At 71.4% G+C, this 14,652-nt stretch carries 13 protein-coding genes; 11 read left to right on the forward strand and 2 right to left on the reverse strand.

Translation table 11 applies throughout. The features are described from left to right. The first annotated feature begins 193 nt into the window (after positions 1-193). The 5 genes from IE178_RS03115 to IE178_RS03135 all read left to right on the forward strand — a co-directional run bounded on the left by IE178_RS03115 (position 194) and on the right by IE178_RS03135 (position 5,006). Positions 194-1,516: an ABC transporter substrate-binding protein gene (locus tag IE178_RS03115; protein WP_193511203.1), complete on the forward strand. Its 1,323-nt coding sequence runs from the start codon at positions 194-196 to the stop codon at positions 1,514-1,516. Continuing rightward, positions 1,513-2,439, forward strand: coding sequence for a carbohydrate ABC transporter permease (locus IE178_RS03120; protein WP_193511204.1), 927 nt, complete (start codon positions 1,513-1,515; stop codon positions 2,437-2,439). The genes IE178_RS03115 and IE178_RS03120 overlap by 4 nt, the downstream gene beginning before the upstream one ends. After that, positions 2,436-3,341 carry a carbohydrate ABC transporter permease gene (locus IE178_RS03125; RefSeq protein ID WP_193511205.1) on the forward strand — a complete coding sequence of 302 codons (906 nt, stop codon included), beginning with the start codon at positions 2,436-2,438 and terminating at the stop codon, positions 3,339-3,341. The genes IE178_RS03120 and IE178_RS03125 overlap by 4 nt, the downstream gene beginning before the upstream one ends. After that, on the forward strand, positions 3,338-4,369 hold the full coding sequence (locus IE178_RS03130; RefSeq protein WP_184761951.1) for a LacI family DNA-binding transcriptional regulator: 1,032 nt from the start codon (positions 3,338-3,340) through the stop codon (positions 4,367-4,369). Before IE178_RS03125 ends, IE178_RS03130 begins: the two co-directional genes overlap by 4 nt. Before the next feature lie 247 nt (positions 4,370-4,616). Next, the gene (locus tag IE178_RS03135) at positions 4,617-5,006 is read left to right on the forward strand and encodes a MarR family winged helix-turn-helix transcriptional regulator (RefSeq protein ID WP_184761952.1); all 390 of its coding nucleotides are present in this window, start codon (positions 4,617-4,619) and stop codon (positions 5,004-5,006) included. A 53-nt stretch (positions 5,007-5,059) separates the two neighbouring features. On the opposite strand, the gene IE178_RS03140 is transcribed toward IE178_RS03135, so the two are convergent. Further along, positions 5,060-5,464, reverse strand: a complete 405-nt coding sequence (locus IE178_RS03140; protein ID WP_184761953.1) for an SseB family protein — start codon at positions 5,462-5,464, stop codon at positions 5,060-5,062. A 216-nt stretch (positions 5,465-5,680) separates the two neighbouring features. Between IE178_RS03140 and IE178_RS03145 the strand changes: the two genes are divergently transcribed. After that, the gene (locus tag IE178_RS03145; protein WP_193511206.1) at positions 5,681-7,126 is read left to right on the forward strand and encodes a glyceraldehyde-3-phosphate dehydrogenase; all 1,446 of its coding nucleotides are present in this window, start codon (positions 5,681-5,683) and stop codon (positions 7,124-7,126) included. Between the two features lie 148 nt (positions 7,127-7,274). Next, on the forward strand, positions 7,275-8,243 hold the full coding sequence (locus IE178_RS03150; protein ID WP_184761955.1) for a hypothetical protein: 969 nt from the start codon (positions 7,275-7,277) through the stop codon (positions 8,241-8,243). A gap of 348 nt (positions 8,244-8,591) precedes the next feature. On the opposite strand, the gene IE178_RS03155 is transcribed toward IE178_RS03150, so the two are convergent. Beyond that, positions 8,592-10,244 (reverse strand): FAD-dependent oxidoreductase, encoded by a 1,653-nt coding sequence (locus IE178_RS03155; RefSeq protein WP_193511207.1) that lies wholly within the window; start codon positions 10,242-10,244, stop codon positions 8,592-8,594. A gap of 232 nt (positions 10,245-10,476) precedes the next feature. On the opposite strand from IE178_RS03155, the gene IE178_RS03160 reads away from it, so the two are divergent. From IE178_RS03160 to IE178_RS03175, 4 genes are all read left to right on the forward strand, one after another. Further along, positions 10,477-11,601: a SchA/CurD-like domain-containing protein gene (locus IE178_RS03160; RefSeq protein ID WP_193511208.1), complete on the forward strand. Its 1,125-nt coding sequence runs from the start codon at positions 10,477-10,479 to the stop codon at positions 11,599-11,601. A 69-nt stretch (positions 11,602-11,670) separates the two neighbouring features. Beyond that, positions 11,671-12,138, forward strand: coding sequence for a cupin domain-containing protein (locus tag IE178_RS03165; protein WP_193511209.1), 468 nt, complete (start codon positions 11,671-11,673; stop codon positions 12,136-12,138). Further along, entirely contained in the window at positions 12,135-13,403 is a 1,269-nt protein-coding gene (locus IE178_RS03170; protein ID WP_193511210.1) for a beta-ketoacyl-[acyl-carrier-protein] synthase family protein, read from the forward strand. Before IE178_RS03165 ends, IE178_RS03170 begins: the two co-directional genes overlap by 4 nt. Beyond that, the gene (locus tag IE178_RS03175) at positions 13,400-14,644 is read left to right on the forward strand and encodes a ketosynthase chain-length factor (RefSeq protein ID WP_193511211.1); all 1,245 of its coding nucleotides are present in this window, start codon (positions 13,400-13,402) and stop codon (positions 14,642-14,644) included. Before IE178_RS03170 ends, IE178_RS03175 begins: the two co-directional genes overlap by 4 nt. Positions 14,645-14,652 lie beyond the last annotated feature (8 nt).

The raw sequence follows: 14,652 nt of genomic DNA on the forward strand, positions 1-14,652 counted from the left end.
TGTACTCGATCATGTGTGAACGTACACACACCCTGACGGTGCGGCGAAGCCAACATAACCGCACAGCAACAAGCATTGACAAGTGTCCGGGATGTTTCTCTACTGTGAACGCTCACAGAAGCGGCGCGAGCCGCGCACCGATGGGACAGCCGGTCTTCGCGCCAGGCGGAGGCCCAGGTCAGGGGAGAGATCCATGCCGTACACGAAGCGCCGTCGCCTCGTGAGTTCCGCCGTCGCGGTCACGCTGGGCGCCACCGCACTCGCCGCCTGCGGCTCGGAGTCCGGCGACGACGGCGATGCCCGGTCGGGCCCGGTCTCACTGACGTACTGGACCTGGGCTCCCGGCATGGACAAGGTCGTGGACCTGTGGAACAAGGGGCCGGGGAAGAAGGAGCAGATCACCGTCACGGTGAAGAAGCAGGCGTCCGGCGACACCCTGGTCACCAAGATCCTCACCGCGCACAAGGCCGGCAAGGCGCCCGACCTGGTGCAGGCGGAGTACCAGGCGCTGCCCACGCTGGTCAGCAATGACGCGCTCGCCGACATAGGCGACGGCGTGGGCGACGCGAAGAGCAAGTTCGCCGAGGGCGTCTGGCAGCAGACCACGCTCGGCACGGACGCCGTCTACGCCGTCCCGCAGGACATCGGGCCGATGATGTTCTACTACCGCGAGGACCTGTTCGAGAAGTACGGCCTCACCGTCCCGACGACCTGGGACGAGTTCGCCGAGACGGCGCGCAAGCTCAAGAAGGTGGCTCCGGACACGGATCTCACCACCTTCTCCGCCAACGACTCCGGTCTGTTCGCGGGCCTCGCCCAGCAGGCCGGCGCCCAGTGGTGGACCACCTCCGGCGACCGGTGGAAGGTCGGCATCAACGACGGCGCGACCAAGAAGGTCGCCGAGTTCTGGGGCGGCCTGGTCGAGGAGGGCGCCATCGACAACCAGCCGATGTACACCCCGGCCTGGAACAAGGCGCTCAACACCGGCAAGCAGATCGCGTGGGTGAGCGCCGTGTGGGCGCCGGGCACGCTGACCACGGCCGCGCCCGACACCAAGGGCAAGTGGGCGATGGCCCCGCTCCCCCAGTGGAACGCCGGCGAGAGCCGCACCGGCAGCTGGGGCGGCTCCTCCACCGCCGTGACCACGGACTCCGGGAACAAGGACGCCGCCGCGACATTCGCCGCCTGGCTGAACACCGACGGCGACGCGCTGAACGCACTGGCGAAGGAGGGCGGTATCTACCCGGCCTCCACCTCGGCCCAGCTCAGCGGCGCCTTCACCAGCCCGCCGGAGTACTTCCCCAACCAGCCCGACTTCTACCAGAAGGCCGCCGAGATCGCGGAGACCACCGCGCCGTCCGCCTGGGGACCGAACGTCAACGTCGCCTACACGACGTTCAAGGACGCCTTCGGTGCCGCCGCGAAGAACACGTCGGACTTCACCGCCGCCCTGGACACCATGCAGGAGGACACGGTCGCCGACCTGAAGAAGCAGGGCTTCGGGGTCGCCGAGTGAAGTCCGCAGCTCGCCCGGGGTCGTACCGGGGCCGGAAGGCCCCGTACCTCTTCCTCGTCCCCGCGACGGTCCTGTTCGTCCTGTTCTTCACGCTGCCCATCGGGTACGCCGTCTGGCTCAGCTTCCGCAAGGTGGAGGTCTCCGGGCTCGGACTGGGGTCCGGCGCCCGGAAGGAGATCTGGGCCGGCCTGGAGAACTACAGCGGCGCCCTGTCCGACAGCGAGCTCCTGAACGGCGCGCTGCGCGTGCTCGGCTACGGCTGCATCGTGGTGCCGGTCATGCTGGGTCTCGCGCTGCTGTTCGCGCTGATGCTCGACTCCGAGCAGGTGCGGCTCGCCCCCTTCACCCGGCTCGCGATCTTCCTGCCGTACGCCGTCCCCGGCGTGGTGGCGGCCCTGCTGTGGGGCTTCCTGTACCTGCCGGACGTCAGCCCCTTCTCCTTCGTACTGGACAAGCTGGGCCTGCCCCAGCCCGACCTGCTGGACGGCGGCCCGCTGTACCTCGCGCTGTCGAACATCGCGGTCTGGGGCGGCACCGGCTTCAACATGATCGTCATCTACACCGCGCTGCGGGCCATCCCGGCCGAGGTGTACGAGGCGGCGAAGCTGGACGGCGCCACCCCGCTGCAGATCGCGCTGCGGATCAAGATCCCGATGGTGGCGCCCTCGCTGGTGCTGACCTTCTTCTTCTCGATCATCGCGACGCTCCAGGTGTTCAACGAACCGACCACCCTCAAGCCGCTCACCAACTCCGTGGCCAGCACCTGGAGTCCGCTGATGAAGGTGTACCAGGACGCCTTCGGCAAGGGCGACATCCACGCGGCCGCCGCCCAGGCGACCCTCATCGCGCTCGCCACCCTGGTGCTGTCCTTCGGCTTCCTGCGGGCCGCGAACCGACGCAACAAGCAGGAGGCGGCCCGATGAGCTCTGTGGCCCTGCACCAGGCCGAACCCACGGCCGGCACCACCCCCGGCACCACCCGGGGCCCGGCGCGACGCCGCCGGATCGCGCCGGTCCCGACCCTGACGCTGCTGCTCGGCGCGCTCTACTGTCTGCTGCCGGTCGCCTGGGTGGTCATCGCGTCCACCAAGTCCGGCTCCGAACTGTTCTCCACCTTCACGTTCTGGCCGGGCAGCGGCTTCGCCGACAACCTCTCCGACCTCGGCGCCTACCGGGACGGCGTCTACTGGCAGTGGATGGGCAACTCCGCCCTGTACGCCGGACTGGGCGCGCTGCTGTCGACGTGCGTGTCCGCGGTCAGCGGCTACGCGCTGGCGGTCTACCGCTTCCGGGGCCGCGAGACGCTGTTCAACGTGCTGCTCGCGGGCGTGCTGATGCCGCCGGTGATCCTCGCCGTCCCGCAGTACCTGCTGCTGGCGAAGGCGGACCTCACGGACTCCTACCTGTCCGTGCTGCTGCCGCAGATCCTCTCCCCGTACGGCGTCTACCTCGCACGGATCTACGCCGCGGCCGCGGTGCCGGCGGACGTGGTGGAGGCCGGGCGGATGGACGGCGCCGGCGAGTGGCGGATCTTCACGCGGGTCGCGCTGCCGATGATGGTGCCCGGACTGGTGACGGTCTTCCTGTTCCAGTTCGTGGCGATCTGGAACAACTTCCTGCTGCCCTACATCATGCTCAGCGACGACGAGAAGTTCCCGATCACCCTCGGTCTGTACACGCTGCTCGAACAGGGCGCCAACACTCCGGCGCTGTACACGCTGGTGATCACGGGCGCGTTCCTCGCGGTGTTCCCGCTGGTCGCGCTGTTCCTGGTCATCCAGCGGTTCTGGAGTCTGGATCTGCTCTCCGGGGCCGTAAAGTCATGACCATGAGCAACACGGGGGGCAGGCGCAAGCCGCCGACGATCCACGACGTGGCGCGCGAGGCCGGGGTCTCGCGCGGCACCGTCTCACGAGTGCTCAACGGCGGTCACTACGTCAGCCCGGCCGCGGCCCAGGCGGTCGACGCCGCCATCCGCAGGACGGGCTACGTCGTCAACCGGCATGCCCGCTCGCTGATCACCGGCCGGTCGGACTCGGTGGGTTTCCTGCTCACGGAGCCCCAGGAGCGGTTCTTCGAGGACCCCAACTTCAATGTCCTGCTGCGCGGGTGCACGCAGGCGCTGGCCGCGCACGACATCCCGCTGCTGATGATGCTGGCCGGCACGGACGACGAACGGCGGCGCATCACGCGGTACATCACCGCCGGACATGTCGACGGGGTACTGCTGGTCTCCAGCCACTCCGGTGACCCCGTGGCCGAGGAGCTGCGGGCCGCGGGTGTGCCGCTGGTCGCGTGCGGCAAGCCGATCGGGCTGCGCTCGAAGGTGAGTTACGTGGCCGCCGACGACCGGGACGGCGCCCGCGACATGGTCCGGCATCTGCTGGCGCTGGGCCGGCGGCGGATCGGCGTGGTGACCGGTCCACTCGACACCCCGGGCGGGGTGGAGCGCCTCGCCGGGTACCGCGAGGTGCTCTCCGAGGCGGGCGTCGAGGCGGACGAGCGCCTCATCGTCTCCGGCGACTACACCCGGGCCGGCGGTGAGGCGGGCGCGGAACGGCTGCTGGCGCAGGCGCCCGGCATGGACGCCGTGTTCGTCGCCTCGGACCTGATGGCCCAGGGCGTGCTGACGGCACTGCACCGGGCCGGGCGCCGGGTACCGGAGGACGTCGCGGTCGGTGGCTTCGACGACTCCCCCGCCGCCGTCGCCGCCAGCCCGGAACTCACCACCATCCGCCAGCCCTGGGACCGCATCAGCAGCGAGATGGTGCGGGTGCTGCTCGCCCAGATCGGCGGCGAGGACCCGGCGGCGGTGATCCTGCCGACGGAACTGGTGAAGCGGGCGTCGACCTGAGGCGCTCCCCCGCCCCGGCCGGATCAGGCGGTCGGTTCGGAGAAGCCGTACGCCGCTCGCCCGGCCCGGCGGGAAGGGACCGGTGAACGAAGCGCCCGCAGGACGTCGGGGGCGGAACGCCGGTCGCCCGCGTGGGGGCCTCGCACGGCGACCTCGGCGGTCCGGTGCGGAACGCGCCCGCGTGACCAGCCGGAACGGCCCGTCCTCGCGCATTCATTGAATATCGAACCAGTGTTACCGTTCCCGTATGGCAGCGAAGACGGCCGACGCGCGGCTCGAGGAACGGTGGCGGGACATCCTCGCGGTGCACGCGCGCACCCTGGGCGAGATCGACCGCTCGCTGCATCCGTACGGTCTGGGCGCCTCGGACTTCGAGGTGCTCGACCTGCTGGCGACCGCTGCGTCCCGGGAGGGCGAGCAGTACCGGGTGCAGAACCTGGTGGGCCGGATCCACCTCAGTCAGAGCGCGCTGTCCCGCCTCATCGCCCGGCTGGAGAAGGACGGGCTGGTCGAGCGCAGCGTGTGCCTGGAGGACCGGCGCGGCGTGTACGTGGCGCTCACGTCCAAGGGCCGCGATCGGCACGCCGAGGTCCTGCCGGTGCAGCGCGCCGCCCTGGCCCGCGCCCTGGGCGAGTAGCGCACGCGACCTCCCGCCCGTGCGGGCCTGCCGGGGCTCTCGGGATCCCTTCGCTACGGGCGGGCCAGCAGGGTGCGCACCCCCTCCGAGCTGAGCGTCAGACGGTGCTCGGAGCTGCCGTCGATGGTGAGGGACAGGTCCTCGGCCGGCCACTGAGCGGCGAGTGCGCCGAGCGGGACCAGACGGTACCGGGAGACGAACGGCAGCAGTCCCGCCATCTCCAGCTCGGAGGTGAAGACGGGCACCACGTGCGTGCCACCCGGCTGCTCCAGCACCGGAAGGGCCACCGCACCCGGGTCGGCGGCCTCCTCGTCGCCCGCGTCGTCCGGAACCGGTATCAGTACGTCGCTGTTCGCGAGGGCGTCCAGCGCCACCGTGTCCTCGGTGTTCTCCGACAGGGCGTCCAGGGCCCGCTGGGCGGGCGTGGGGGCGTTGTTCTCGTGCGCGGGTGTTTCCATGACAGATTCCCTGCTAGCGGCGGTGTGCGGCCCACCCGGGAGATCCGCCCCGGGCACGGTGCTGCACGCGTACCCGATCGCATGGGGGGCAATCCTGCGGACTACGGGTGCTCGTGCGGGTCGCACTCAAGGGGGTCACGGGGGCGGGGCACCCCCTCCGGCCCTCGCCGCCCCATGGCTATCATATGAGCACCCTCTAGCTCGAAAGATGAACCTGTGACTGTCAACGAAGACTCGTTCACCAATTGGAAGCACCGCGAGGAGATCGCGGAGTCGATGATCCCGATCATCGGGAAGCTGCACCGCGAGCGGGACGTCACCGTCCTGCTGCACAGCCGCTCCTTGGTGAACAAGTCGGTGGTCAGCATTCTCAAGACCCACCGCTTCGCCCGGCAGATCGCCGGTGAGGAACTCTCGGTCACCGAGACGCTGCCCTTCCTGCGGGCGCTCACCACGCTCGACCTCGGCCCGTCCCAGATCGACATCGGCATGCTCGCCGCGACCCACCGCGCCGACGACCGGGGCCTGTCGGTCGAGGAGTTCACCGCCGAGGCCGTCGCCGGCGCCACCGGCGCCAACAAGATCGACCGCCGCGAACCGCGCGACGTCGTCCTCTACGGCTTCGGCCGCATCGGCCGCCTCCTCGCCCGGCTGCTCATCGAGAAGTCGGGCTCCGGCAACGGTTTGAGGCTGCGCGCGATCGTGGTCCGCCAGGGCGGCGAGCAGGACATCGTCAAGCGGGCCTCGCTGCTGCGCCGCGACTCCGTGCACGGTCAGTTCCAGGGCACGATCACCGTCGACGAGGCGAACAGCACGATCGTCGCCAACGGCAACACCATCAAGGTCATCTACGCGGGCGACCCGACGGAGATCGACTACACGGCGTACGGCATCAAGAACGCCATCCTGATCGACAACACCGGCAAGTGGCGTGACCGCGAGGGCCTCTCGCAGCATCTGCGTCCCGGTGTCGACAAGGTGGTGCTGACCGCGCCCGGCAAGGGGGACGTGCCCAACATCGTGCACGGCGTCAACCACGACACCCTCAAGCCGGACGAGCGGATCCTGTCCTGCGCCTCCTGCACCACCAACGCGATCGTCCCGCCGCTCAAGGCGATGGCGGACGAGTACGGCGTACTGCGCGGGCACGTGGAGACGGTCCACTCGTTCACCAACGACCAGAACCTGCTGGACAACTACCACAAGTCGGAGCGCCGCGGCCGGTCGGCGCCGCTCAACATGGTGATCACCGAGACGGGTGCCGCCTCGGCCGTCGCCAAGGCGCTGCCCGACCTCGACGCGACGATCACCGGCAGCTCGATCCGTGTCCCCGTGCCGGACGTCTCGATCGCGATCCTCAACCTCCAGCTCGCCCGCGCCACCGACCGCCAGGAGGTCCTCGACCACCTCCGCAACGTGTCGCTGACCTCGCCGCTGAAGCGCCAGATCGACTTCATCAGCGCCCCCGACGCGGTCTCCAGCGACTTCATCGGCTCGCGCCACGCCTCGATCGTCGACGCCGGAGCGCTGAAGGTCGAGGGCGACAACGCGATCCTCTACCTCTGGTACGACAACGAGTTCGGCTACTCCTGCCAGGTCGTCCGGGTCGTCCAGTACGTCTCCGGGGTGGAGTACCCGACGTACCCGGCCCCGGCGGTCTGACCGGGACCGCGCAGGCAGCACCGCGAGCGGGGCCGGTGAGTCGTCCGGCCCCGCCCAGGTGTGCCCTGCCGCCCGACGGCAAGGGCCAGATCGGTAACGATCGTCCCGTGCGGGTTGCCGGGGCCCGCGCAGTTCCTAGTCTTCCGGCATGCCCCTCTTCAGCAGTCGCACCAGCAGACGTCCCCGTATCGCGCCGGCCCTCGACGACGCCGAGCTGGCCCGGGTGCTGGGGCGGTTGAGCAAGCGGGGCGGGAGCGCCAGGACCGCGGACGTGACGCTCGTCGCCTCCCTGCTGGAGGAGACCGGCGACGACTGGGACCGCCGCAGCCATCGCACGTCGGTGCTGGCGGAGGCGACGGCCGATGCGGAGATCGCGGCGGCCTGGCTGGGCCGGGACCCGCAGAGCGCGGACGCCCTGGTGTTCCACGCCTGGGTCGAGCTGGCGCGCGGTCTGCGGGACGGGCACCTGGCGGATGCCGGGCAGCTGGTCTCCCAGTGCTACCGGGCCGCCGAGCTGAGACCGGACGATCCGCTGCCGTGGGTGGTGCTGCTCGGTGTGGCGCGGATCGAGCGGTACGGGCAGAACGACGTCAACGCCGTCTGGCGGGAGGCCACCGGACGCGACCGCTGGCACCGTGAGGCGTATCTGCAGATGCTCGCCTATCTGTCGCCGGAGGAAGGGGGGTCCAGCGCGGCCGTTCTCGACTTCGTCGACGTGGTGCGCACCCGCATCCCGGCCAACGCGCCGTGCGCCGCCGTCGAGCTGACCGCGGCCGTCCGGCAGTACCAGGGGCTGCTGGCGCAGGGCGGCGTGCGGGCCATGACGGCCGGTCAGCTGTGGGACGGCGGACAGATCGCGGCGGCGCTGGAGCAGGCCGCGGCGCTGTGGGCTAAGCCGGGCTTCTTCCAGCACGCGGCGGCGCAGGCCGACCTGAACGTGCTGGCGTACGCGCTGTGTGCGGCGGGGCGTGCCGCCGACGCGCATCCTGTGTTCCAGGCGTTGGAGGGCGTGGTCACGCCCTGGCCGTGGAACGTCGACGGACCCGCGGTCCAGCGGTTCGAGCAGCACCTGGCCAAGGCGGAACGGGGGCGGCAGGGCGGCATCGGAGGAGCGTGACGCCGCGTGTGCTTCCGCCCCGTTCGCCGGACCCGCGCCGGTGCCGTGCCGGACCCTGGTCGGCCCCGGGGCGGACCCAGGGTCGGGTCCGGGTCGGGGCCGTCTCAGGTCGGGGCCAGGACGCGACCCGGATCGAGGCCGTCTCAGGTCGAGGCCAGGACGCGACCCGGATCGAGGCCGTCTCAGGTCGAGGCCAGGACGCGACCCGGATCGAGGCCGTCTCAGGTCGAGGCCAGGACGCGACCCGGATCGGGGCCGTGTCGGGGCCGTGTCGGGGCCAGATCGGGGCCGGATCGGGGCCGGATCGGGGCCGGATCGGGGCCGTGTCAGGTTCGGATCGGAGCCGGGTCAGGTTCGGGCCAGGACGGTGTCGATCGCCTCTCGCAGGGTCTTCGCCGGGTCCGCCGATGGGCCTTCGGAGCGCCAGGCGACGAAGCCGTCGGGACGGACCAGCACGGCGCCGGCCGCGGTGATCCCGTGGGCCCGGGCCCAGTCCGCGCCGGCCTCGGGCGTCAGATCCGCGTCGGGGCCGTCGCCGATCCGGTACGCGTCGAGGGGTACGTCCCGTTGTGCCGCCACGTCGGCCGCCGCCGCGTGCCAGGCACCGTGCTCCGAGCTCAGCAGCACCAGCGACCGCTCATACAGGTCGAGCGTGGAGATCCGGGTGCCGGCGCGGTCCAGCCACAGGTGCGGGGCCCGGCTGCCCGGTTCGCCGGTCAGCGCGATCGAGTCGGGCACGACCGGCGTCGCGGGATCGGCGCCCAGGACCGCGCCGCGCGGATAGCGGTAGCCCAGTGCCACGTTGAGGATGCCGCCCTTCCCGCCGCCGGGGCCGCCGGGCCCGCCGGCGGGTGTGTATCCGGGGTGGCTGTGCTCCACCGAGCGGGACGAGGCGCGGGCACTGGTCGCCTCCGCGACGGGCCGGCGTTCGGCGTCGTACGACCGCAGCAGCGCGGGGCCGGCCCAGCCACCGAGCACGGCGGCCAGCTTCCAGGCGAGGTTGTGGGCGTCCTGGATCCCGGTGTTGGAGCCGAACGCCCCGGTGGGTGACATCTCGTGGGCCGAGTCACCGGCCAGGAACACCCGGCCCTCGGCGTACCGCTCGGCGACCCGCTCGGCGGCGTGCCAGGCGGCCCGGCCGGTGATCGTCACGTCGAGGTCGGGCACCCCGACGGCGCGCCGGATGTGGGCCACGCACCGCTCGTCGGTGAACTCCTCCAGGGTTTCGCCGTGTTCGGGGTGCCAGGGAGCGTGGAACACCCAGTGCTCCCGGTTGTCGACCGGCAGCAGGGCCCCGTCGGCGTCGGGACCGGTGAGGTAGCAGACGATGAACCTCCGGTCGCCGACGACCTCGGCGAGGTCGCGGGAGGTGAAGGTGACGCTGACGTTGTGGAACAGGTCACCCGGGCCGTTCTGCCCGATGCCGAGCCGCTCGCGGACCGGGCTGCGCGGACCGTCCGCGGCCACGAGATAGTCCGCCCGTAGGGTGGTGTGCTCGCCCGTCTCACGGCTCTTGACCAGCGCCGTCACCCCGTCGGGGTCCTGGTCGAACGACATCATCTCGGTGCCGAAGCGCAGGTCCCCGCCGAGTTCCCGGGCACTCCTCAGCAGCACGGGTTCGAGGTCGTTCTGGCTGCACAGGCACCAACCGGCGGGGCTGAACCGGGCGAGCCCGCCGCCCGGGTCGATCCGCCGGAACAGCCACTCGCCGGCGTCACCCACCAAGGTCGGCGTCTGCAGGATGCCGTGGTTGTCCGCCAGGACCGACGCGGCCTCCTCGATGCGCCGGTCGACCCCGGCCGCCCGGAACAGCTCCATCGTGCGCACGTTGTTTCCGCGACCGCGCGGGTGGATCGAGGTGCCCGCGTGGCGTTCCACCAGCGTGTGCGGCACCCCGAGCCGCCCCAGGAACAGGGACATGGACAGACCCACCAGGGAGCCGCCGACGATGAGGACGGGCGTGCGGTGCCCCACCTCGTCGGCCGTGTCCGATCGGTTCATTGAAACGCCTCCAGCGTCGCCCTCGACGGGCTGAGGAACGGGACGCACATTCCATGCCCGGTGCGGGCCGTGCCGCGTCCCGGCGGCACCCGGATGGCGCGCGGTTCACCCAGGTGCGCCACGTCGCTCGCGCGCACCGTGGGTCGCGTCAACGATCGACACATGGCGACCCCGGCCCATCGGACACGGAGGTCGTTCCTGATCTTCCGGAAGAAGAGGAGAGGTGCGCCGTATGACCACGTCGGGACGCATATCGCAGTCGGCTTTCGACGGCTCGAGGCTGCGGGTGATCCTTCTGCTCGACTTGTACGAAGGAGCCCAGGAGCAGTTCCTCGACGCGTACGAGCACATGCGCAACAAGGTCGCGTCCGTCCCCGGTCACATCAGTGACCAGCTGTGCCAGTCGATCGAGAACCCCTCGCAGTGGCTCATCACCAGCGAGTGGGAGAGCGCCCCGCCGTTCCTCGCGTGGGTGAACAGCGAGGAGCACGTCGAGACCGTCCGCCCGATGCACAGCTGTGTCCGGGACACCCGGTCGATGCGCTACAGCATCCTCCGCGAGACCCGCCCCGGCCGGCCGCTCACCCCCGAGGCCGCTAAGGCCGGCCTGCAGGCGGCGGCCCGTGTGGGCGACGGTGTGGCGCGCCACGCCCTCACCTTCACCGTCAAGCCGGGCTCCGAGTCCAAGGTCGCGGAGCTCCTGGCCGGCTACAAGTCGCCCAGGGCGCAGGTCGACGACACCACGCGGCTGTGCCGCACCTCGCTGTTCATGCACGGCAACCGCGTCGTGCGGGCCGTGGAGGTGGAGGGCGACCTGCTGGCCGCTCTGCGGCATGTCGCACGTCAGCCGGAGGTGCGCGCGGTCGAGGAAGCCATCAACCCCTACCTGGAGCAGGACCGGGATCTGACCGACCCCGAGTCCGCGCGGGTGTTCTTCACCCGGGCCGCGCTCCCGGCCGTGCACCATGTGATGGCCGGGAGCCCGGAACCCGCCGGTCTGCGGCGGCACGCGCTGTACTACCCGGCCGTGGCGGGCCGCGGCATGGATCTGGCCCGGTTCCTCGCCCACCAGGACGAGGCCGCGGCGGACGAACCGGACAGCCCGGTGTACGCGAGCACCGTGTTCCAGCGGGACGACATCGTGGTGCGCCTCGTCGACGTCACCGGCGAACTCGACCGGGACCCGCTCGCCGCCCTCGGCGTCAAGGGCCCGGGGAAGGCGGCGGAACTGGGACGTCTCCTGGACGGCGCCGCGATCGGCGTCGAGGGCGCCCTGGACTCGGAACGCAACCTCAACCGGCTTCTGGCGCACGCCGACATGCTGCCCATCACCGACCGCAGTTCGGCGGAGTCCTGACGCTCGACCGCGGTGACGTCCGCGGCCGTGTCCGCCCGGACGTCACCGGCACACCCGGAGGTATCGATCATGACCAAGCAGCATCCACGCATCGTGGACCTGAGCGAGACGGAACCCAACCGACGGCGCGGAGGTGACCTCAGGACCCTGCTCACACCGGCCACCGTGGGCTCCACCAGCGGCTTCATGGGGCTGGCCATCATCCAGCCCGGCGAGCGCATCGGCGAGCACTACCACCCGTACTCCGAGGAGTTCGTGTACGTCGTCAGCGGCGCCCTCGAAGTGGACCTGGACGGTGAGCCGTTCGGGCTCCGCACCGACCAGGGGCTGATGATCCCCGTCGACATGCGGCACCGCTTCCGCAACGTCGGCGACCGGGAGGCCCGCATGGTCTTCCACCTCGGCCCGCTCGCCCCGCACCCGAGCCTCGGCCACGTCGACACGGAGGAGACGGAAGGCAACACCGCCGGGCCGCAGTTGACGGTCGGCGGGCCCGAGCGCGGCCGGACGGCCGAGCCCAGTGAGGCCATAAAATGACCCGGCGAGTGGCCGTCACCGGTATCGGTGTGGTCGCTCCCGGCGGCATCGGGGCGACGGCGTTCTGGGATCTCCTCGCAGCCGGCCGCACCGCGACCCGCGGCATCTCCCTGTTCGATCCGGAGGGCCTGCGCTCGCGCATCGCCGCCGAATGCGACTTCGACCCGTACGAGCACGGCCTGGACGCGGAGCTGTGCCAACACGCGGACCGCTACATCCAGTTCGCCGTGGTCGCGGCCGGTGAGGCCGTCCGCGACGCCGGACTCGACACGGGGGTCGTGGACCCCTGGCGCACCGCGGTGTCCCTGGGCAGCGCGGTCGGCGGGACCACCCGACTGGAACAGGACTACGTGCTGGTCAGCGAGCGTGGCCGGCGCTGGGACGTGGACCACCGGGCGGCGGATCCCCAGCTCCATCTGGCGTTCTCGCCGAGCACCCTCGCCTCGGTCGTCGCCGAGCGGTTCGACGCCCGGGGCCCGGTGCAGACCGTCTCCACCGGCTGCACCTCCGGACTCGACGCGGTCGGCTACGCCTTCCACACCATCGCCGAGGGCCGGGCCGACGTCTGCGTCGCGGGGGCGTCGGACTCGCCGATCTCACCGATCACGATGGCCTGCTTCGACGCCATCAAGGCGACGTCGCCCAACAACGACGACCCGGAGCACGCCTCCCGGCCCTTCGACGCCCACCGCGACGGCTTCGTGATGGGTGAGGGCGCGGCGGTGCTCGTCCTCGAGGAGTACGAGCACGCCCGGGCCCGCGGCGCCGAGGTCCTCTGTGAGATCAGCGGCTACGCCACCTACGGCAACGCCTACCACATGACCGGTCTGACCAGTGAGGGACTGGAGATGGCCCGGGCGATCGACACCACGCTCGACCAGGCCCGTATCGACCCCACTGCGATCGACTACGTCAACGCGCACGGTTCCGGCACCCGCCAGAACGACCGGCACGAGACGGCCGCCGTGAAGCGGTCCCTGGGCGCCCACGCCTACGAGACGCCCATGAGCTCCATCAAGTCCATGGTGGGTCACTCACTGGGCGCGATCGGCGCGATCGAGGTGGTCGCCTGCGTCCTCGCGCTGAAGCACCAGGTCGTGCCGCCCACGGCGAACTACGAGACCCCCGACCCGGAATGCGACCTGGACTACGTCCCGCGCACCGCCCGCCCGCGGAAGCTGAACAACGTGCTCTCCGTGGGCAGCGGGTTCGGCGGCTTCCAGTCCGCGGTGCTGCTGACCGGGCCGGGCGGGAGGACACGATGAGCAATCGGCGCACCCGGCGCGCGGCCGTCACCGGCATCGGTGTGGTCGCGCCCAACGGACTGGGGACCGACGCCTACGGGAAGTCCGTCGGCGAGGGCCTCGGCGTGCTGGACCTGATCAGCCGTGAGGGCTGCGAGCACCTTCCGCTGCGTGTGGCGGGCGAGGTCCGGGCCTTCGACCCGGCGGCCCTCATCGAGGAGAAGTTCCTCGTCCAGACCGACCGGTTCAGCCACTTCGCGATGGCAGCGGCCGCGCTCGCCCTCGACGACGCCGGACTCGGCGGCGACCCCGCCGAGCCGTTCTCCATCGGGGTGGTGACCGCCGCCGGATCGGGAGGCGGCGAGTTCGGCCAGCGCGAGCTGCAGAAGCTGTGGGGACAGGGCTCGAAGTTCGTCGGCCCGTACCAGTCCATCGCCTGGTTCTACGCGGCGAGCACCGGCCAGATCTCCATCCGCGGCGGCTTCAAGGGGCCGTGCGGGGTGGTGGCGAGCGACGAGGCGGGCGGTCTCGACTCCCTCGCGCACGCGGCGCGTGCCGTGCGGCGCGGCACCGACGTCATGGTGGTGGGAGCCGCGGAGGCACCCCTCGCCCCGTACTCGATGGTCTGCCAGCTCGGCTACCCCGAGCTCAGCACCGTCGACGACCCCGACCGGGCCTACCGCCCGTTCACCGAGAAGGCATGCGGTTTTGTGCCCGCCGAGGGCGGTGCCCTGCTCGTCGTCGAGGACGAGACGCGGGCCCGCGAGCGCGGGGTGCCCGTCCGGGCCACCGTGGCCGGCCATGCCGCCACGTTCACCGGGGCCTCCCGCTGGGCGGAGTCCCGGGAGGGTCTCGCCCGCGCGATCCGCGGCGCCCTCGACGAGGCGGGCTGCGCCCCGGAGGAGATAGACGTCGTGTTCGCCGACGCCCTGGGCGTCCCGGAGGCGGACCGCGCCGAGGCGCTGGCGATCGCCGACGCCCTGGGCGCGCACGGCACCCGGGTCCCGGTCACGGCACCGAAGACCGGCATCGGCCGCGCCTACTGCGCGGCACCCGTGCTGGACACGGTGGCCGCGGTGCTCGCCATGGAACAAGGCCGGGTGCCCCCCACGCCCAACGTGTTCGACATCTGCCACGACCTCGACCTGGTGATGTCGCGCGCTCGCCCCACCGAGCTGCGCACCGCCCTCGTCCTCAGCAGGGGACTGATGGGCTCCAACGCGGCGCTGGTCGTGCGCCGCGGTGACGAATCCGCCCGGTAGTCCGGGCG

Source organism: Streptomyces griseoloalbus (assembly GCA_014650015.1).
GTDB classification, from domain to species: domain Bacteria; phylum Actinomycetota; class Actinomycetes; order Streptomycetales; family Streptomycetaceae; genus Streptomyces; species Streptomyces griseoloalbus.